This window comes from Phascolarctobacterium sp. Marseille-Q4147, assembly GCF_017968825.1.
Lineage (GTDB): Bacteria > Bacillota > Negativicutes > Acidaminococcales > Acidaminococcaceae > Phascolarctobacterium_A.
On the sequence record NZ_CP072874.1, the window covers coordinates 1983665 to 2004117 of the forward strand.

The 20453-nt window shown below is 45.5% G+C and carries 14 protein-coding genes and 3 tRNA genes; 13 read left to right on the forward strand and 4 right to left on the reverse strand.

Annotated elements, in window-relative coordinates:
* Positions 1-7: 7 nt before the first annotated feature.
* From KAH19_RS09165 to KAH19_RS09225, 13 genes are all read left to right on the forward strand, one after another.
* Complete coding sequence (locus KAH19_RS09165; protein WP_210684344.1) at positions 8-1960, forward strand: VWA domain-containing protein; 1953 nt, start codon at positions 8-10, stop codon at positions 1958-1960.
* Between the two features lie 56 nt (positions 1961-2016).
* Positions 2017-2574 carry a hypothetical protein gene (locus KAH19_RS09170; RefSeq protein WP_210684345.1) on the forward strand — a complete coding sequence of 186 codons (558 nt, stop codon included), beginning with the start codon at positions 2017-2019 and terminating at the stop codon, positions 2572-2574.
* Between the two features lie 185 nt (positions 2575-2759).
* Positions 2760-3833 carry an efflux RND transporter periplasmic adaptor subunit gene (locus KAH19_RS09175; RefSeq protein WP_210684346.1) on the forward strand — a complete coding sequence of 358 codons (1074 nt, stop codon included), beginning with the start codon at positions 2760-2762 and terminating at the stop codon, positions 3831-3833.
* The gene (locus tag KAH19_RS09180) at positions 3833-6892 is read left to right on the forward strand and encodes an efflux RND transporter permease subunit (protein ID WP_210684347.1); all 3060 of its coding nucleotides are present in this window, start codon (positions 3833-3835) and stop codon (positions 6890-6892) included. Before KAH19_RS09175 ends, KAH19_RS09180 begins: the two co-directional genes overlap by 1 nt.
* Before the next feature lie 287 nt (positions 6893-7179).
* Positions 7180-9153 (forward strand): TonB-dependent siderophore receptor, encoded by a 1974-nt coding sequence (locus KAH19_RS09185; RefSeq protein ID WP_210684348.1) that lies wholly within the window; start codon positions 7180-7182, stop codon positions 9151-9153.
* A gap of 231 nt (positions 9154-9384) precedes the next feature.
* Positions 9385-11220 (forward strand): TonB-dependent siderophore receptor, encoded by a 1836-nt coding sequence (locus tag KAH19_RS09190; RefSeq protein ID WP_210684349.1) that lies wholly within the window; start codon positions 9385-9387, stop codon positions 11218-11220.
* Between the two features lie 228 nt (positions 11221-11448).
* The gene (locus tag KAH19_RS09195; protein WP_210684350.1) at positions 11449-13425 is read left to right on the forward strand and encodes a TonB-dependent siderophore receptor; all 1977 of its coding nucleotides are present in this window, start codon (positions 11449-11451) and stop codon (positions 13423-13425) included.
* Positions 13426-13495: 70 nt separating this feature from the next.
* On the forward strand, positions 13496-14047 hold the full coding sequence (locus tag KAH19_RS09200) for a hypothetical protein (protein WP_210684351.1): 552 nt from the start codon (positions 13496-13498) through the stop codon (positions 14045-14047).
* A gap of 896 nt (positions 14048-14943) precedes the next feature.
* On the forward strand, positions 14944-16407 hold the full coding sequence (gene trpE / locus KAH19_RS09205; RefSeq protein WP_210684352.1) for an anthranilate synthase component I: 1464 nt from the start codon (positions 14944-14946) through the stop codon (positions 16405-16407).
* A gap of 3 nt (positions 16408-16410) precedes the next feature.
* On the forward strand, positions 16411-16977 hold the full coding sequence (locus tag KAH19_RS09210; RefSeq protein ID WP_210684353.1) for an aminodeoxychorismate/anthranilate synthase component II: 567 nt from the start codon (positions 16411-16413) through the stop codon (positions 16975-16977).
* 324 nt (positions 16978-17301) lie between these two features.
* Positions 17302-17517, forward strand: a complete 216-nt coding sequence (locus KAH19_RS09215) for a hypothetical protein (protein ID WP_210684354.1) — start codon at positions 17302-17304, stop codon at positions 17515-17517.
* 63 nt (positions 17518-17580) lie between these two features.
* Positions 17581-17874, forward strand: coding sequence for a polymorphic toxin type 50 domain-containing protein (locus KAH19_RS09220; RefSeq protein WP_256437815.1), 294 nt, complete (start codon positions 17581-17583; stop codon positions 17872-17874).
* Position 17875: 1 nt separating this feature from the next.
* Positions 17876-18067: a hypothetical protein gene (locus KAH19_RS09225; protein WP_210684356.1), complete on the forward strand. Its 192-nt coding sequence runs from the start codon at positions 17876-17878 to the stop codon at positions 18065-18067.
* A 79-nt stretch (positions 18068-18146) separates the two neighbouring features.
* On the opposite strand, the gene KAH19_RS09230 is transcribed toward KAH19_RS09225, so the two are convergent.
* The 4 genes from KAH19_RS09230 to nadE all read right to left on the reverse strand — a co-directional run bounded on the left by KAH19_RS09230 (position 18147) and on the right by nadE (position 20397).
* Positions 18147-18223, reverse strand: a tRNA-Arg gene (locus KAH19_RS09230).
* A gap of 9 nt (positions 18224-18232) precedes the next feature.
* Positions 18233-18306 (reverse strand) — tRNA-Gly (locus tag KAH19_RS09235).
* A gap of 1 nt (position 18307) precedes the next feature.
* Positions 18308-18384, reverse strand: a tRNA-Pro gene (locus tag KAH19_RS09240).
* 120 nt (positions 18385-18504) lie between these two features.
* Positions 18505-20397 carry an NAD(+) synthase gene (gene nadE / locus KAH19_RS09245; RefSeq protein WP_210684357.1) on the reverse strand — a complete coding sequence of 631 codons (1893 nt, stop codon included), beginning with the start codon at positions 20395-20397 and terminating at the stop codon, positions 18505-18507.
* Positions 20398-20453: the final 56 nt, after the last annotated feature.

Sequence of the window (20453 nt, forward strand, 5' to 3'; positions counted from 1 at the left end):
GTTGAATATGCTGAAAAATAATCTCTATCCCTTTACTGCGGTTGTAGGGCAGGATGAGGCTAAAAAGGCCTTGCTTATTGCTCTTGTCAACCGTAGAGCAGGCGGCCTGCTCATAGGCGGTGCCAAGGGCACGGCGAAATCCGTACTGGCGCGCAGTGTGCAGAGCCTGATTGGTTCGCAAAAGATGCTGACGTTGCCGCTGAACGTAACCGAGGACATGCTTTTTGGCAGCATTGACTTGGAGGCTGCCGTAAGCCTGGGCGAAAAACGTTTTTCACCCGGCATTCTGGCGCGTGCGACCGATAATATTCTTTATATTGATGAAGCGAATCTGCTGCGTCAGGAGCTGCTTACTGCAGCGCTGGATGCCAACAGTGCAGGCATCAACAATGTGGAGCGTGATGGCATCAGCTGCAGCCATGAGGTACGCACGACTGTTATTGCAACGATGAATCCGGAGGAAGGAACTCTGCCAGGACATATTCTGGACCGCTTCGGCATGTACGCAGATATGCAGGCGTTGCAGGATATCGGCCAACGCGTGCAGGTTATCCAACGTGCCTTGGCATATAGTAACAATACCCTTGCGTTTTGCGAGCAGTATGCGGAAGAAACCGCTGCCCTGGCAGCGAAGGTGCAGGCAGCGCGTGAGTTGCTGCCGCAGGTAGAGGTGAGCGATGCAATGCTGATGCTTGCTGCTCAGCTGTGCTCACAGGCCTTTTGTGCAGGCCATCGTGCGGAAATTTATCTGCTGGAGGCTGCACGTGCTATCGCCGCTCTGGCGGGACGCGCTTATGTGCTGCCGAAGGATGTGGAGAAAGCAGCGCAGTTTGTACTGCCGCACCGTATGCGCAAGCCACCCGAGCAACAGCCCGAGGAGCAGGAGCAACAGGACGATAACCAAAACGAAGATGAAAACGAGCAGGATAATGAAGACGATCCTGACGATGATAATAACGACGAGGACAACGAAGATAATCAGCTGCCGCCACCACCGCCATTGGATAACGGCGAGGACAACGAAGATGACGATGCCTCTGATGACGAGGATGAGGATGACGAAAGCGACGAGGATGAGCAGCAGGAGCATAATAACAGCAATCTTGCGCCGGAGGAACAGCTTGCCGATATCGACAAGAGCTTCCGCCTGCCGAAGATGCTGCTGGATTTGGGCAAGGACCGCAATGTGCGCCGTGGAAGCGGTAAGCGTAGCGTGACAAAGACTGACCTTAAACAGGGACGTTACGTGCGCGCCGAACAGCCTAAGAGCAAGGTTACGGACCTGGCCTTTGACGCAACCATTCGTGCTGCAGCGCCTTATCAGCGCTTGCGTGAGGATAACGGCTGTGCGTTGAACATTAAGGAAGAGGATTTACGCCAGAAGGTGCGCGAAAAACGCATCGGTAACACCTTCCTATTTGCAGTGGATGCCAGCGGTTCCATGGGTGCACGCGAGCGTATGCGTGCCGTTAAGGGTGCTATTTTCTATATGCTGCAGGAGGCTTACCAAAAGCGTGACCGCGTAGGCATGATTGCTTTCCGTCGCGATAAGGCAGATATGCTGCTGCCGATTACACGCAGCGTGGATTTGGCGCAGAAGCGTCTGGCAGAAATGCCGACCGGTGGCAAAACGCCGCTGGCTGATGGACTTGCGCTGTCACTGCAGACACTGGCGCTTTTGAACAAGCGTGACAGCGAGCTGGAGCCGATTTTGATTGTTGTAACTGACGGACGCGCGAATGCCGTGCACGAGGGCGAAAAGGATCCCGTCGCTGCAGCGATAAGTATTGCCGAAAAAATCGCCAAGACTAAAATTACCTCTGTGGTGATTGATACGGAAAGCGATTTTATTAAGCTGGGCCTGGCAAAGAAGGTTGCCGCCGCAATGCAGGCCAATTATTATACGCTGCAGAAGCTGTCTAAGGAAAATATCATTCATATCGTAAGAAATTTGAATTAAAGATAAGAGTATAGTATACTAATAGGTATATTGAAATATAAAGGAGTGGAGTTTTCATGAAAAAACTGCTTATTTTATTGATGACCTTATTTTGCTGTGCCACCGCTTTTGCTGCGGATGCAGACAAGAAGCCTGCAACCCAGGAGGGCATGAACTGGGAAATCAGCATGATGCCTAAACCGAGCGAAGAAGAACAGGAGCAGGCACGTTGGTCTATCGTTGTAGAAAACAACGTAGGTATTTATGCTTACGATATGGATTCTCTGACCTTCAGCAAGGTTACTAACGGCCTGCCCGATAAAAATATTATTTCCGTGCTGACGAAAACCGTTTTTACCGATAAGGATATGCTGAAAAAGCTCAATGAAAAATACAAGGCTTCTCTGACTAAAAAAGAGAAGGTGCAATACTGTGAAATCGTCATGACCTTTAATCTGCAGGATAAAACCTACGGCGTAGAGGTAATGGATGTTTATGGCAGCAAGAAAACTCTGCTGAGCCATCAGGCTAAGGAACTGAAGTTTGTTCCGGTTCCCGCAGGCAGTTTTGCCGAGGCTATGCTGGAAGTCTGCCAGCAAGCCGTAGCTGCTGATGCCCAAGCAGCAGCGAAATAATGCTGCGCCCCGATTTTACTCAGGCAAAAAATTATATAGTACAACACAAACTCCTTAGTCTGCTTACTATCTGTGTGATAGGCATTACCTTGACACTGGGCCTTAGGCATCTCTCCAACCAGTCTATGTCAAAAAAAGCAGTAATGAAACCTATTGTGCACACGCAGACAGTAAGCAGACGACCATTGTATAAAAGCATTAATCTTTTTGGACAGCTCAAGGCCAAAGCACAGATTGATATCATCAATAAGTATGCCGGCATCGTCGATGAGATTAATGTGGATTTGGGCAGCAAGGTGCAGGCAGGAGATATTCTGCTGGTGCAGCATCTTGATGATGCCCGCGCCGAAATGCTCAAGGCCAAGGCACGCTATGCCGAGGCCGGAGCTAATGCGGCAACTACGGATGTGAGCTACAGTACCAGTCTGACCCGTTATGAGGCGGATTATAAGCTTGCGCAGGTCAACGCGGAGCGTTACCGTAAGCTGTATGCGCAGGGCGCTGTTTCCAAGTCCGAGCTGGACAGTATGGAGCAGATGCTGGCGAATAAAAAGGCGCAGTATGATGCTTTGGCGCAGCAGGTGAGCTATGACGGCACACCGTCGCAGGTCTATCGTCAGGAGAAGATTGCTGCCAGACGCGAGCAGGAGTACATTATTGCGCAAAACAAGTATCAAGATCTGATTTTTAAGGCACCACGCGCAGGTATTATTACCTACCGCGATGCAGAAGTGGGTGGCTATGCGCCTGCAGGCAGCAGGCTGCTTACCCTTTTAGATGACAGTGGTTTTACAGTGGACTGCGATATTACGGAAGCAGAGGCTGCTTCTGTGACCGTTGGCACGCAGGTCGAGCTGAAGCTGGAGGCGATTGGCGAAATATGCCGGGGTACCGTTGTATATGTGAGCCCTGTAAGAAGCAGGGAAACAAACAAATTTACCCTCCGCATCAGGCTGGATGAGCCTGGCTCCAATGTAAAGGCAGGCTTGTTTGCCAAGGGTGAATTGCGTTTTCTGCAAAAGCCATCCACTATATATTTACCTAAAAATGCCGTTCTGGAACGGGATGGCAAATATTTTGTCTATGTGCTGGGCAAGGGTAATAAGGCTCTGAAAAAGCCTGTTACTACCGGTGCAAGTAATAATGAAAGCATTGAAATAGTGCAGGGTGTGAAGGTAGGCGAAACGGTTATCCTTGATAATCTTGCGCGTCTGCGTGACGGCATGGTGGTTGAGGTGGCCAAGGAGGAGGCGAAGTAATGAATATTACGCGCTTTTCTATTAAACGGCCTATCGGTATCTGCATGATTTACATATTAGTCTGCGTCCTCGGTCTTATCAGCTTCTTTCGCATTGGCGTGGAGCTGCTGCCGGACGTGGACTCTAAATTTATCAGTGTCATTGTCAACTATCCGGGCGCCAGTACGGAATCCGTAGAGCAGCAGGTGACGAAGCCGATTGAGGATGAGCTGTCCTCAATTTCGCACTTTAAGCAGGTGCGTTCCGCTACCCGTCCCGGCCGTGCAGAGATTTTTGTCGAGCTGGACAGTCAGGCTGATGCTGATATGGTGGCCATCGAGGCGACGAAAAAAGTCAGCCGTATACGTAAGAATCTGCCGGAGGATATTGATGAGCCTGCAGTGCTCAAGCGTTCCTCCGAGGAATATCCGATTATCCAGATTGCAGCAACATCCAAGGATAACCTGGATGATATTTTTGCCTTGGCAGACAGCAGCTTTAAGGAACGCCTGCAGCAGGCAGCCGGCGTAGCCGATGTTGACGTTACAGGCGGACGTGCCAAGGAAATAGCAATCGAGGTTGATAAGGATAAGCTCAATTATTACGGACTGACGCTGCAGGATATCATTACGGCGGTGCGCAAGGAAAACGTCATTGTTTCTTCCGGCTCCGTCTATACCGATGCTTTGGAAAAAACCGTGCGTCTGCAGGCGCAGTATAAGGCTCCGGAGGAGATTCAGCATCTGCAGCTTAAGGGTGCAGGCGGCAGATACATCGAGCTGGGCCAGGTGGCCAACGTGCAGGCCAAGGATAAGCGTGCCGTGGCCTATAGCCGTGTTGATGGTAACGAGGCGGTATCGCTGGAGGTGTATAAGGCCAGCGGTGCCAATATCGTTGATACAGCGGATGGCGTTCTGCAGCAGCTGGAAACGTTGCGTAAGGATTATCCGGACTACGTTTTTACTGTTGTCTATGATCAGTCGCATTTCGTGCGTGATTCCCTTAGCAACACGCTTAAAACTTTGCTGGAAGGTCTTGTTACTACAGGACTTGTTTTGTATCTGTTCCTGCGTGGTTGGAAGTCCTCTATGGCAGTTATGATTGCTATTCCGACCTCGCTGATTGCAACCTTCTTCCTTATGTATTTGGCAGGCTTTACCTTCAATATGATGTCACTTATGGGTATGGCGCTGTGTATCGGTATTCTTGTCGATGACTCCATTGTTGTGTTGGAGAATATCCATCGCTTTCTGGCGATGGGCAAAAGCGCCGACGTGGCGGCGGAGGAAGGCCGCAATGAGATTGGTATGGCCGCAATTGCCATGACGCTTTGTGATGTGGTGGTATTTTTGCCGATTGCCTTTATGCAGAGCGCGACAGGACAGTTCTTCAAGCAGTTTGGCATGACGATTGTTTTTGCAACGCTGATGTCGCTGGTTGTTTCCTTTACGCTAACGCCGATGCTGGCTTCGCGCTTTTATAAAAACGGCGTAGAAGAGCCTAAGGGCAAGCTGTGGAGCAGACTGGATGCTTTTGAAGAGCAGACGATTGCAAAGTATGACGTGCTTCTGCGCAAATGCATAGAAAAGCCGAAGAGGCTGGTGCTGGGGGTGTTGGCAGCCTTTGCGGTGGCGGTGGCGCTGGTGCCGCTCGGTATCGTCGGCTCGGAGTACATGCCGCGTACCGACGAAAGCGCTATTCAGGTTAATATCGAGCTGCCGACGGGTTATAACGCCGACCAAACCAACGAGGCGTTGCTTTTATTCGAAGATTATCTGGCCAAGGTGCCGGAAATCGAGCATTATATGACGAATGTAACGACCACGCAGAGCATGGGCAAGCTAGTCATTGCGCTGAAAAGCAGCGATGAACGCAGTAAGGACGTTTGGCAGGTAGCACAGGGCATCCGCAGCTTCGCCAAACAGAATTTGGGCGAAATCAAAGTGCGTGTCAACGAAATTCAGTCATCTGTTACCGGCGTTTCCGGCGGCCGTAACCTTGTGCGTTCGCCGGTGCAGATAGAGCTTAAGGGCAGTGATATGGACCAGCTTGTGGATGATTCTGCCAAGGTGGAGCAGATTTTTGCTTCGACCGCAGGCCTGAAGGATATAAAAAATTCCTATGTCAAGGGTATGCCGGAGCTGAAGGTGACGGTAGACCGCGACAAGCTGAAATATTATCATGCGACAGTTAATGATGTGGCGCAGTCTTTTAACGCCGCTATTGGCGGACGTAGTGCCGGCGTGCTGGCGAACGATGTGCAAAACCATGGCAATGATACAGACATTGCAGTACGTTTTGCCGGCGGCAGCGGTTATAATATCGAGGATGTACGCGCTATTCCCGTGCAGACAGGCAGAGGAAGCGTCTTTCTTGGCGACCTTGCCGACGTAGAAGAGGGCGTAGGCCCAATTACTATCCGTCGCGTGAACAAGGAGCGCATTATCAACATCCAGTGCAACCTGACAGACAGACCGCTGAACGAAGTAATCAAAGAGCTGACGCAAAAGCTCAATGCCGCAGGGCTTAAGAGCAGCTATGCTTTTTCCGGTCAGGCTATGACCATGAACGATTCCTTTGCCGAAATGGCTATGGCGTTGTCACTGTCGCTGCTGTTGATTTATCTGCTTTTGGCAGTGCTTTATGAATCGGTATTCACGCCGTTCATCCGTATGTTTTCACTGCCGCTTGGTATTATCGGTGCCATCTTCTGTTTGCTGCTGACACATAATACGATAAATTTGTATTCGCTCATCGGCATTTTGGTTATGGATGGATTGGTAGCGAAAAACGGTACGCTGCTTTTGGACTATACGCTGACGCTGATGCATGAAGGCATGACGGCGAAGGCAGCGGTAATCGAAGCAGGCAAAACGCGTCTGAAGCCAATCTTTATGACAGCGATGACGATGGTGGTGGGTATGCTGCCGACGGCGCTGTCGCTGAGCGCAGGCTCGGAAACGCGCGTGAGCATGGCATGGGTAATCATCGGCGGTATGATAACGTCGACAGTGTTTACGCTGTTGGTATTGCCGATACTGTTTTTATGGTTGAAAGAAAAATTTCCTAATCGAATCTAATTCAAAAATAAGAATCTGCATTGAATATGTAAGGTTTGTGTAGTATACTATATGTATATAAAAAGAGAAGTTCTTAATGCAAAATCTGATTTTGCAAGGAAGTTTTCTCATAGATTATCAGAAGAGAAACTTGCGCCTTTGCTGATTATAAAAGCAAGGGCGCTTTTTTTATAGCTATATTGCCGTATAGCTTGTAAATCTGCTTGATGCGCTTGGTAGCCTGAGGCCATGCAAGACTGGACGGGGGAAGAGTGGTCAAAATATATTTTTGAGGAGTATGAGTAAACATGAAGAGTAATTTTTCCAAGGGTTTATTGATGACGGCCCTCATTACCGGTAGTGTAATATGGGGGGGCACAAACGTATTTGCTGAAGAGCTGCAGGAGTATACGCTTGATCAGATGGTTGTAACGGCAACGAGAACGGAGAAACGTGATGTTGAGGTTCCTGCAAGTACAACTGTAATTACTTCAAAACAATTGGAGGATTCTGGTTCCAATAGTATTGCTGAAGTTTTAGGCAAACAAGCAGGTATCGAGTACAAATCCTTTGGCCCTTTGGGTACTTCGATGGGTACAATGATTAATGAGGTTAATATTCGTGGTATCAGTAATGGTACATTGGTATTAGTCAATGGTAATCCTATTTCTTGGCGTGGTAAATATAATTTGGAATCTATTCCTACGGACAGTATTGAGCGTATCGAAATTGTAAAGAGTGGTGGCTCTGTACTTTATGGTTCTGAGGCAATGGGTGGCGTTGTTAATATCATTACTAAGAAAAAGGGCAGTAATAAAATTAGCGTAGGTTATGGTAACAGAAGCCATCAGAATTATAGAGTAAATGTTGGCGACGAAAAATTTACTGCTGGTTACTCTTTGGAAAAAATGGGAAGAGTTAATTATCGTAACATAAGTGATGTTAATTACCCTAGCAAAAAACCGGTTTTGAAAGGTAAAACAAGAACTGATGCGGATGATATTAAGAAACAGAGCGTTAATTTAGGGTATAATTTTAATGATAGACTTAGCTTAGCTTATAATTACTATGAGTCTCAAGCTAACTATGAGAGAATATTTGTTGATGTTGAAAAGGGTGATGCGAAAATCGATGATCAGTTTAATGGTCGATTGTATACAACAAAACAAAATAACATTCAATTAAATTATAAAGATGATGATTACAAAGCTAGTATTTACTATAATATCACTAACGTAGAATCAGAAGGTCCGACTTTCTACAATACAAGTACGACAAGTGGTGGTGCAAAGAAATTTAGTATGTATCATACTAAAGAGAGAAATTCTACAGTTGGTACAGATTTGCAACGTAATTGGAAAATTGGAGAAAAAGCTCAAGCAGTTCTTGGTGTAGATTATCAACATGAAATGTATGAGAAATCAGTATTCAGTGGTGGTTCATTAAGTCGTGATATTTGGGCAGTTTTCGGTCAGTGGGATCAAAAATTTGATGATAAAAATTCTATGATTTTTGGTGCGCGTGAAACTTGGACAACTAATGCGTTCAGAGATCAAAACTATAACAACTTTAGTGGTGCAGTACAATACATCCATAAATTAGATGATGATCAGACAATTTATGCAAGCTATACAGAATCTTTCATTATGCCGACTTATGCTCAGATGAATGGCGCCAGTGATACTGCAAAACCGAATCCGGATTTAAAACCACAAACAGGTAAAAACTACGAATTGGGTTGGAAAAAAGTATCTGATAGCCATAGCTGGAAAGCAGCATTGTATCATATTGATATAAAAGATAATATTTCTGCTACATGGACTCCAAGCAAAACTGAATACACTTACAAAAATGAAGATTTTAAAAATACCGGTATAGAACTTACTTGTGACATTGAAGGTGACAACGGATTCTCTTATAACTATGGCGTGAACTATAGCGATCCTAAGGTTAAAGCTAAAACAGGCAAAACTTACTGGGATAGAAAATTTGGTCGTTGGCAGCTTAATGGTGGCATTACCTATGCTAAAGATAAATTTAGAAGCAGCTTAACAGGTAGCTATTTGGCTGATCGTGTAAATACTCCGAGCAGTGCACATTCTTCTAAGACTAAACCTTATTTCATCACTACTTTAAATGCTACTTATAGCCCTGATAAAAATAGCGATATCACTTTAACTATTGATAACTTGCTTAACAGACAAGATAACTTGAACCATTCTGGTTCTGATTATTATGCTGTTCCGACAAGTTTCCTGCTTACTTATACCTATAAGTTCTAATAACACTTAACCATACGGCGGCGCATTTGCGCCGCCTTTTTCTTTGTAAAAATTTTCATAAAACTCTTGCGTATAGCGTAGCTATATGGTTTAAAATAAGATATAATGTTATCTAGATGAGTTGGTATACAGATATTTTTTACCGATTGTGAAGTTTACTGCATATGACCATGAAAGACTGGATATGTGAGGGCTTTTCAATAAATATTTTTGATAGGAGTATGAGTAAACATGAAGATGAGAAAAGGCTTATTGATGACGGCGTTGATTACCGGTACCTTGATGAGCAGTGCAGCTGCTTTTGCCGAGGAACTGCAGGAGTACACTCTTGACCAGATGGTTGTAACAGCTACCCGCTATGAGAAAAGAGATGTAGAGGTTGCAGCTTCTACCGAGGTTCTTGATACTAAAAAATTGGAACAGACAGGTGCAACGAACTTATATGACGCACTGAAATTCGGTGCAGGTCTGGAAGCACATCAGTATGGTCCTGCAGGCAGCTCCATGGGTAATATGACCAGTAAAATTGTTATGCGTGGTAACGCCAACGGTACGCTGGTTCTTGTTAATGGCATTCCGTTAAATGCTCGCGGAACGTATGATTTGACAGATATTCCTGTTGAAAATATTGAACGTGTTGAAATTGTCCGTGGCGGCGGTTCTGTACTTTACGGCAGTGAAGCTACCGGCGGTGTAATCAATATTATTACCAAGAAAACTAAACAGAATTATGTTAAAGCTGCTGTAGGTAACGACGGCCGTCAGGAATATAGCGGCAGCTTCCAGGCTGAAGGCTTTGGCTTTGGCTATAAATATACCAAAGTAGGCACTACTGACAATGTTGCCAGTGATGGCAGAGATTGGAAAGGCCCTGAAAACAACAACTTCGATTTAAGCTATCAGATTAATGACAAATTGCTGTTTACTGCCGGTCACAATGATTCTAAGTATCATTACATTACCAAAGGTAAAAAAGCTACCGATACCAAACAACATGTTAAACGTAACAATCTTCAATTAGCTTATGATGATAACGGCTTCAAGGCAACTGCTTATTATGTTGACAGAAACCGTGAAAAAGATGCTATTACCTTGAAAACTGGCAAATTAGCTTACGATGAAGAAAATAACAAAAACTTTGGCTTGGATTTACAGAAAACCTGGAATCTGAATGACGGCGATGTAGCATTGGTTGGTGCTAACTATAAGGCAGAACAATATACACCGTATGAACAAGCTATGCAGAGCAGAAATAACTATTCTGTTTATGCTTCCTACGAAAAACAATTTGATGAGAAGAATACACTTGCATTAAGTGCGCGTGAATCTTGGACTACCGGTGCACCTAATGATTATAACAATACCAACTTCAGCGGACAGGTTCAGTATACTCATAAATTAGCAGAAGATACGAATCTGTATGCTAGCATTGGCCAATCTTATAAGATGCCTGATTTACATCAGATTTATAAGACTAAAGCCGGTGCTGACTTAAAGGCTCAAACAGGTATGCATTATGAGTTAGGCTTGAAGAAGGATTTTGATGATTTTAGAAAAGCAAGAATCGCTTTATTCTCTTATAAAGTAAAAGACAATATTACAGCTAAGTATGACGATAAATTAAATGATTTCACTTATGAAAACGAAGATCTGAAGAATACCGGCATTGAGGCTGAATACTCCTTAAGTGCTGATAAAGGCTTTGGTTACAGCTTATCTGCTTCCTACAGCAGTCCTAAAACCAGAAATATGAAGAATGGTGTTGTTGGTGATTGGGAAAGAGATTACGCAAAATTATATCTTAAAGCAGGACTGACTTATAGAATGGATAAGTTCAGTGCAGCCTTGAATGCGGCTTATACCGGCGACAGAGTATTGTCTGATAAGGATACTACACCGTCCTTAATCACTAACTTCAATGCTGAATATCAGATGACTAAAAACGGCAGTGTTTTCCTGACAGTTAATAATATTCTTGATAGAGAGGATATTTCTTACAGATCTGCTTCTACATCATATTACTATACTCCGATTAACTTCCTGATTGGTGTAAAATACAGCTTCTAACACTTAACCATTACGGCGGCGCATTTGCGCCGCCTTTTTCGTCTGCAAATTTTTTTTGCGAGATTTTCATTATGAAGTAGTCAAATGGTTTAATATGAGATATAATATCATTTAGGCAATCAATTATATAGATATTGCCTTACTATTTTAAGGCTCGCGGTATATGGCCATGAAAGATTGGATGTACTGAAGCTTTTCAATAATTTTTTTGATAGGAGCATGTGTAAAATGAAGATGAAAAAAGGCTTATTAATGACCGCTTTGATTACCGGTACGGTAATGAGCAGTGCAGTTGCTTTTGCCGAAGAGCTGCAGGAGTATTCGTTGGACCAAATGGTTGTAACAGCAACAAGAACAGAAAAAAAGGATTTGGATATTCCGGCTGTTGTTGAGGTTTATTCTGAAGAGCAGATTGAAAAAAGCAGTGCTGCCAACGCTTATGATGTATTGCAAAATACATTAGGCGTTAATACACAATCTCAAGGTTTCAACGGTACCGGTATGAGTACAATGACCAGTAAGGTTATGATTCGTGGCGTTGAAAAGGGCACATTGGTTTTGGTTAATGGCGTTCCTATGAATCAGGACGGTAAGTATAACCTGGAGGATATTCCGACCGAATCCATTGAAAAAATTGAGGTAGTAAAGGGCGGTGGCTCTGTATTATATGGCAGTGAAGCTACCGGCGGTGTAATTAATATTATTACCAAGAAAGCAATGCGCAATACTGTTAAAGTTGCTGCGGGCAATTTTGGCAAGCAACGCTATAATGTAAGTGTCGGTGCCGATAAATTTAACATTGTTGCCGGCTATGAGAAGCGTGGTAAAGCCGATAATATGAGTGGCTATATCGGTAAACCTACCGCTAAGACTACTGTTTATGATTATGGTAAGGGTGATAGAAAGAGCGTTTTGTGGAACTGGAAAATGCTTGACGGTTTAACATTTACGCATAGTTATTCAAACAACAAGCATGAATACTGGCAGAAAAAGGCTTTGTCCGGCGAACGTACTCAAAATAACTATTACGAAGATACCGACAATATGTTTTTGCTTCAATACGATAAAGATGGTTTGAAAGCTAATGTGTCTTACGGAACTCAGGAAAAATCATATGATCAGTCCAAGTTTGCGAAAGGTGCCTGGTCCGCAAAGTCTCCTTACAGCTGGCGCAAAGGACACAATACCAATATTGATTTACAAAAAACCTTTGATATGGGTGAAAACAAATTGTTAGTCGGTGCCGGTTATCAAAAAGAAGATATGGATTTGTTCTCGTCTAGCAAAAATAATAATAGTACATATCAACGTGATAACTATTCTGTCTATGCTTCTTATGATTGGAAGGTTTCCGATAACTCCAATTTAATTTTTAATGCGCGTGAAACGTGGGCAACAGGCTGTGACGGCTACCAAAAGGATAATAAAACCGGTACCAGTAAATATACCCACAATGATAACTTAAGCAAATTTACTCCTGAACTGCAATATATTTATAAGGTGAATGATGATAGCAGTTTTTATGCAAAGATTGGTAAATCATTCCGTTTGCCTAATTTGACACAGATTTTCGGTAACGGTAATATGAATCCTGCTCTTGATTTGAAACCTGAACAGGGAACACATTATGAAATCGGTTATAAATCGAACATTGGTAAAGGCAACTTGCGTTTTGCAGTGTTCAATTATAAAATTAAGGATTCCATAGACGCTGACGTAAAATATGATAAAGATGGCGTTATTGATGAAGTAGACTATTTCAACGAAGATGTTAAAAACACCGGTGTTGAATTATCTTATGCAATAAAGCATGATGATAATTGGTCTACACGTTGGGGTGCTACCTACCAAAATCCTAAAGCACAAAATATTCATAACTACGGTGATATGGATTGGCATCAGATTTATAATAAATATCAGCTGCAGGGTGCTGTTGATTATACGCAAAGCAAATTTGCTGCCAGCATGTCTGTAAACTTTGTAGGTGACAGGATGTCTACCAGAGCCTCTATCACCAAACCTCAAAGAGAAATCAAGCCGCAATGCTTTACTGATTTGCATTTTACCTATGCTCCCGAAAAAAATCAAAAGGCATTTTTGCACATTAACAACATTTTTGACAGATTAGATATTACAAGTAACAGTACATCGAATTTTTATTCCTTGGGCCGTAACTTCATGGTTGGCTACGAATACAGCTTCTAACACTTAACCATTTCGGCGGCGCGTTTGCGCCGCCACTTTTTGACTTGCTGACTTACCTCGGAGGTGTAGAATGAAAAAAATAACGCTTTTAATCTGCCTGATGCTTTGCGGTCTTTTCGTGGTTGGCGGAGCTACTGCCAGTGCCGCAGGCAAGAAGCCTATGGATAAGGAAAAGGCAGTGAACGGCCTGCACGACAGCTTTCTTTTTGACAAGGAAGAGCTTGGCGAGCTTTTTGACAGCGGTATCAGCTATATGGAGCTGAAAAAACTCTGTCTGCATGCCTACGCAGCGAAAAAGCCGGTGAAGGAGGTTGCGCAGCTGCGCGACAAATACGTATGGACACGCGTTGATTATCTTCTTGGGCTGACACCGGAGAAGCTGGCGCGTGCCGAGCATGAGTACAAGGTTGACCGCATCCACCGTTTGTTCGGCCTGGATAAAAAGCTGGTGGACAAGTACATGCGCATGGGTTACGCTTCACATCAGGTGAAGCGCGCGATGTTTCTGGCGCGCCACTGCGACAAGAGTGTGGAGGAGCTGCTGGCGATGAAGACACGTCAGCAAAAATGGGGCGATATCTGTGAGCAGCTGGGACTGCCACGTGATGCGTGCATGAAATAAGAAGTTGTTAATTGAAGCCTTGTGGCGGTGCTGGTGCACCGCCTTTTTTGATGACGTATAAAATGAGTTGCGCAAATTCAATTTAAAAAAGTAGACATAGAGACTACATTTTGGCATGTGAAAGAAAAAATAGCAGCCAAAGTTTTTCGTCTGTAGAAGAAAAAGTGCTTGAAAATCAAAAGTTTTTCGCCTGGAGAAGAAAAAGTGCTTAAAAATCCAAAGTTTTTCGTTTGCAGAAGAAAAAGTGCTTAAAAACCAAAAGTTTTTCGCCTGGAGAAGAAAAAGTGCTTAAAAATCCAAAGTTTTTCGCCTGGAGAAGAAAAAGTGCTTAAAAATCCAAAGTTTTTCGCTTACAAAAGAAAAACTTCTGATTTTGGGTGAGCTTTTCTTGGAGAGAAGAAAAATTAGCGTAATCTAATCTTTAGCTTGCTGATTGTTGCACTGAAACTGCAAAACTGTAACCTGCTTTACATTATTTGTTGTAAAATAAGCAAAAGCACTCAATATGTAAAATTTTGTTGACTCTATCAATGTAGAGTGTTACACTAGGCACAACTTCAAAAAAGACCACAAACCGTTGAGACGGAGATCAAGTCAGCAGATGCGCTTACAGAGAGTCCGGGAGGCTGGGAGCCGGATAGAGATGCAGGCTGATAAATGGACCGTTGAGGGTGCTGTCAAATCGCGTAGGCGAGAGTATTCGGCAACGTTACACCGGCGTTAAGGGTGAGGAATGTGTCAGCATTCTGCGAGAGAGCGCCGATGTACGGCGAAGCAAGGTGGTACCGCAGGTATAAGTATTTATAGCCTGTCCTTGATATTGCTCAGAGCGAGCAGTACGAGGACAGGCTTTTTTGTTGACACGGGTGGTGAAAATAAGCAGATGAGGTGACAAAATGTTGAATTTATCTTTGGAGCAGGTCATGCAGTATGCAAAGGACTACAAGGCTGTGCCGGTAGCGAAGGAATGCTTGGCGGATATGCTTACGCCGCTGGCATTTTTGGACAATGTAAGACGCAGCAGCCGCAATTACTTCCTTTTGGAAAGCATTGAGGGCGGTGAGCACTGGGCGCGCTATTCCTTTGTAGGCTATGATCCTGTGCTGCGTTTGAAAATAACCGATGGCAATGCGGAAATCATCAGCGGTGCTGCCGTGAAGTATCAGGAAAGCGATCCCATAGGATGCATCCGCCATATTCTGGAGGAATACAAGGCACCGCAGATTGATGGTCTGCCTAACTTTACCGGCGGTCTTGTAGGCACCTTTGGCTTTGATTTTATGCGCTACTGCGAGCCGGATATGCGTGTGAATAAAGAGCGCAAGGCGGAATTTGCCGATGTCGATTTGATGCTGTTTGATAAGCTGATTGCCTTTGACCATCTCAAGCAGAAGATTTTCCTGATTGTGAATGTCAAAACGGATAATGCTGCTATCAACTACGCTAAAGCGGAACGCGAAATTGCGGCAATGGAGAAAATGCTGCTGCAGCCTGTGCAGCCGAAGAAGCCTGTGAAGGCTAAGCTAGGCGAGTTCACCAGTAACCAGAGCCGTGAACAGTATAATAAAAATGTGCTTCGCTGCAAGGAATATATCAAAAACGGTGATGCCTTTCAGATTGTTTACGCGCAAAAGTTCAGTGCAACCTATGACCAAAGCCTTTTCAGCGCTTACCGCTATTTGAGAACGACGAATCCTTCGCAGTACATGGTGTTTTTACATAATGACGATATGGAAATTGCCGGCAGCTCGCCGGAAACGTTGGTAAAGGTGGTTGGCAAAAAGGTCATCAGCATGCCGATTGCGGGAACACGCCGCCGCGGACGGACGAGCGAGGAGGACAAAGCGCTGGAGCAGGAGCTTTTGGCAGATGCTAAGGAAATCGCCGAGCATAATATGCTGGTTGATTTGGGGCGTAACGATGTGGGACGTGTCTGCGATTTTGGCAGCGTCAAGGTGAGCGATTATAAGGCAATTAAGCGTTTTTCACACGTTATGCACATCACGAGCAAGGTTACAGGCCAGCTGAGCGCCGATAAGGACGCATTGGACGCACTGCGGGCAGTATTCCCGGCAGGCACGCTGAGCGGAGCGCCGAAAATTCGCGCCTGCGAGATTATCGACGAGCTGGAGCCGGAGCGCCGCGGTATTTACGGCGGTGGCATGGGTTATCTCGATTTTGGCGGTAACATGGATATCTGCATTACTATCCGCACTATGGTTAAAAAGAACGACAGGGTTTATATTCAGGCCGGTGGCGGTATCGTTGCGGATTCCGTGTTGGATAATGAATTTCAGGAAACCGTGAATAAGGCAGGCGCCTGCATGACGGCGCTGCGCATGACGGCAGAGGAGGAGTAAGCAATGATTTTAATTATAGATAACTACGACAGCTTTACTTTTAATCTGTATCAGCTGATTGGCGAAATCAATCCTGATATCAAGGTTGTGCGCAATGATAAGCTGACGATTGAGGATGTCAGAGCTATGCAACCTGACCATATTATTATTTCGCCCGGTCCGGGTAATCCCAAGCAGGCAGGTATTTGTCTGGAGGTTATTCGTCAGCTGGCAGGTGAGTTCCCGATTTTGGGCGTCTGCCTGGGGCATCAGGCGATTGGTGAAGCCTTTGGCGGCAACGTGGTGCATGCGCCGGAGATTGTGCACGGTAAGGCAGATAAGGTGTATCTGGAGGAGGCAAGCCCCATTTTTAAGGATATGCCGGATGGCTTTGAGGCAGCACGCTATCATTCGCTGATTGTGGAGCCGGAAAGCTTGCCGGAATGCCTGGAGGTTACGGCGAAAACGGCGAAGGATGAGATTATGGCGCTGCAGCATAAAACTCTGCCGGTGTATGGTGTGCAGTTCCATCCGGAGTCGATTATGACGCCGCAGGGACGGACGATTTTGAAAAACTTTTTGAGCCTGTAAAGCAAAACGCAGAATGTACTGAGAAGATGAGTACATTCTGCGTTGTTTTATTATATGAAATGAGTGTTACTGATTTGCAATCAAGACCGTGTTGAACAAGAAAAGAAGCAGTAACCACTAAACGTCATGCTGATGAAATCAGCCCTCAGTATACGTCCAAAACCGGTAGTGGTAATACTGCTTCTATAAATGATACTGTATCATCAAACAATCATGAAGTCAAGTATTCCGTTGCTTCTCCCAAGCACAAAATCGCTGCCGCCTTTACGGGTACACCCGCATTGCTTATGCCGCTACGTGGAAGTCATTGAAGGCGAGGTTGATATGAAGCAGCAACGTGACCAGGTGCGGGAAGCAGGCGACAAATGGCTGAATAGCTTGCCAGAATCACGCAGGGCGCAGGTGCTGAGGCGTAAAGGCTTGAAGGCTTGGGAAGACGGCAAGGATTGGCGCAAGTATATGCGTGGGTATGCTGGGCTGCGGGAAGCGGAGAGCAGAGTATTTGAACTTATGTTGCAGTTTCACGCTGATGAGAAATAGCAAGCTGATAAAGATAATGGTATAATAAAAGAAAAGCTAAGGCTCGGCGAAATTTCTAAAACCATTAATGCTGACAAGCAAAACATGCATATTAAGGGTAGTAGAGGCTATATTGACGGAAGAAGCTATTTGGACGGTGATTTAGCAGAGGCTCAACGGTTAGTTGATGAGTTGAGTACTACTGGTGAGGCTGTTTTTGACAGCAATGGTAATTGGAAAAATAAAGAAATGGTTGTTAGTGATAAAATTATAGGTGCTCATGTAGATAATGAAAATGGTAAAGAAACGAGGACTAAAGCAGCGGTTATAGTTTATTCTAAAACTGGTAGTCATATTTATCCTAGAAAGGATGAATGATATGAAGTTAAAAGAAACTTTTGGGAAAAAAATTAAAATTTTGTGCTTAGATGGTGGTGCGATTGAAGGTCGCGTTATTGACTATATTCCGACCATTGAAGAGGATGAAGAAGAAAGCATTATTATTAGAAATGAAAATAATGTACTTATTGAAATTGCTAAGCATGAAATTACCGAAATTGAAATACTTTAAAAGCTCATAGCCATGCTGTGGGCTTTTTTTTTACACACAAAAATTCCCCGCAACCTGCATGGTTGCGGGGTTTCTCTCATGGTGATCCAGGAGGGATTCGAACCCCCGACCCACGGCTTAGAAGGCCGTTGCTCTATCCAACTGAGCTACTGAACCATATTAACTTGGAGCGGGCGATGGGAATCGAACCCACAACATCAGCTTGGAAGGCTGAGGTTTTACCACTAAACTACACCCGCATGGTCGGAGTGGCAGGATTCGAACCTGCGACACCCTGCTCCCAAGGCAGGCGCGCTACCAAACTGCGCTACACCCCGAATACAAAAGGTATTATACTATTTAATTAAACAGATGTCAAGAGAAAATATATACTTTGTTAATCATGAAGCAGAAGAAAAATATTTGAAATCATATTTTCCTTCTGCCTGACAGATTGCTTATTTCAGCAGTTTTTCCTTAAGCTCGTAATATTCGCGTGAGAAATAGGGCGTAAGCTGTGCTTCGCGATGGTCATAGCCAAAGGCGCGTTTGGTGAGCGACAAAACCGGTGGTGCCTGAATGCGTTTGGCAACAGCAAAGCCGGCGAACAGTTTCCACCAGCGCTCCAAATCGGCAATCAGCGCAGCGGCATCGGGACAGGCTTCGTCAATCGCTTCCTGCGAGCAGCCAAGCTCTGCGGCCAGCGTGCCTGCCTTGTACCAGCGCAGGATGTCTGCCGGTGTTGTTTTGTGCCAGTTTTCGATGAAGGCACGCAGCAGGTAATCGTGATAGCCGTAAACCAGCGGGTCACCACCGTTGCCTACTGTCTGTGCATCCGAAAGCTCGGCGCTGGGACGGATATTGAAGATAGCTTCGGGGATTACCTCGCGTTTGTAAATCACTTCGTTAAGATAGCGTCCCAAAGCATATACCTGATGCTTCCAAAGGTCACCGATCATGGCCATGGCGCCGCAGATATCACCATAGAAGGTGGCGTAGCCTATGGCCAGCTCTGCCTTGTTGGAGTTGCAGCTGAAGGCGCCGCCGAAGGCTGCTGATGCGGCGGCGATGACGCGTGCGCCGCGGTCGCGGGCCTGAATATTTTCTTTAATGAGTCCGCTGAGCTGCAGGTTGAAGTTTGTGCCGTCTGCCAGATGAGTGATGGGAGTTTCTTCCAGCTGCTTGACTGTCAGCTCATAGTTTTCGCTGATGGGCATTACGGCATAGTTTGCGCCCAGTGCCTGCGCCAGCTGCTGCGCGCTATTGCGTGTGGCAGCAGAGTTGAAGCGTGAAGGCAAATTGAGCAGCAGCACGTTCTCAGGTCCCAAAATATCCGCATACATGACGGCGGTTACAGCGCTGTCGATGCCGCCGGAAAGGCCGACGGTCATGCGTTTGATGCCGCATTGCTGCAGGAATTTGGCGGTGCCGTAGCGCAGAGCGCGGTATACGGATTCCGGCTCCTGTGGCAGCTCTGCCGGCGGACAGGTGGGAATGATGCGGTTCGCTTCTGTATCCCAGGTGAATTCTAAAAAGATATCGGCATACATGGGCGCAGAGGTTACCAGACTGCCGTCGCTGTTATAGGCGGAAGTGCAGCCGTCGTAGGTGAAGATGTTCTTGCCGTTGTTCTGAATGCCGACGTTGTTGCAATAGATGAGCGGAATGCCTGCGGTGCGTGCCTGCGCACTGAAAAGGCGGTTGCGCTTACGGTTTTTGCCCAGCGTATAGGGTGAGCAGGAAAGGTTGCATAAAAGCTGTGCTCCGTTAGCTGCCAATGTTTGCGGTACGTTCAGGTGATAGTTTTCCGTCCAGCCGTCCTCGCACAGCATGACGCCGATGCGCAGGGTGGCGCCGCGGATGATGATTTCCAAAGGCTGCAGTGCTTCGCTGACGCTTGCACCTTCTTCGGCGCAGAGCTTCTGCAGGCTGTAAAAATGACGGCAGTCGTCAAATTCGCGGTAGTTGGGCAGCGATGTCTTGATGAAGAAGCTGCGTCCCTGATAACCGCCGAGCAATTTACCGTTTTGGCAGGCAAAGGCGGCGTTGTATTTGCGCACGCGTCCGTCCTCGTTGAGCTTACCGGGTTCGGTGGCAACGCTGCCGAAGATTAGGCAGATATTTTTGGTGGCAGCGACGATTTTTTCGGCATAATAGGCGCAGTCATCCAAAAAGGTCTGCTGCTCCCAGATGTCACCGATAAGATAACCCGGCAGTGCCATTTCGGGCAGAAGCAGGATATCGGCCTCAAGGCAACGTGCTTTTTCAATAGCGTCAATGATTTTCTTATAGTTTACATCAGGACGGCCGGGAGTTATTTCCAGCTGTCCGCAGATAATTTTCAGCTTCAATTTATTGTCCTCACAATTTTATTTGCATTTTACATTACTATAGTGCTATTATAACA

What these genes read in the sequence shown, in the direction of transcription:
- KAH19_RS09165 (WP_210684344.1), top strand. Translation starts at nt 8, where the DNA reads ATGCTGAAAAATAATCTCTATCCCTTTACTGCGGTTGTAGGGCAGGAT.
- KAH19_RS09170 (WP_210684345.1), top strand. Translation starts at nt 2,017, where the DNA reads ATGAAAAAACTGCTTATTTTATTGATGACCTTATTTTGCTGTGCCACC.
- KAH19_RS09180 (WP_210684347.1), top strand. Translation starts at nt 3,833, where the DNA reads ATGAATATTACGCGCTTTTCTATTAAACGGCCTATCGGTATCTGCATG.
- KAH19_RS09185 (WP_210684348.1), top strand. Translation starts at nt 7,180, where the DNA reads ATGAAGAGTAATTTTTCCAAGGGTTTATTGATGACGGCCCTCATTACC.
- KAH19_RS09190 (WP_210684349.1), top strand. Translation starts at nt 9,385, where the DNA reads ATGAAGATGAGAAAAGGCTTATTGATGACGGCGTTGATTACCGGTACC.
- KAH19_RS09195 (WP_210684350.1), top strand. Translation starts at nt 11,449, where the DNA reads ATGAAGATGAAAAAAGGCTTATTAATGACCGCTTTGATTACCGGTACG.
- KAH19_RS09200 (WP_210684351.1), top strand. Translation starts at nt 13,496, where the DNA reads ATGAAAAAAATAACGCTTTTAATCTGCCTGATGCTTTGCGGTCTTTTC.
- trpE (WP_210684352.1), top strand. Translation starts at nt 14,944, where the DNA reads ATGTTGAATTTATCTTTGGAGCAGGTCATGCAGTATGCAAAGGACTAC.
- KAH19_RS09210 (WP_210684353.1), top strand. Translation starts at nt 16,411, where the DNA reads ATGATTTTAATTATAGATAACTACGACAGCTTTACTTTTAATCTGTAT.
- KAH19_RS09215 (WP_210684354.1), top strand. Translation starts at nt 17,302, where the DNA reads ATGAAGCAGCAACGTGACCAGGTGCGGGAAGCAGGCGACAAATGGCTG.
- KAH19_RS09225 (WP_210684356.1), top strand. Translation starts at nt 17,876, where the DNA reads ATGAAGTTAAAAGAAACTTTTGGGAAAAAAATTAAAATTTTGTGCTTA.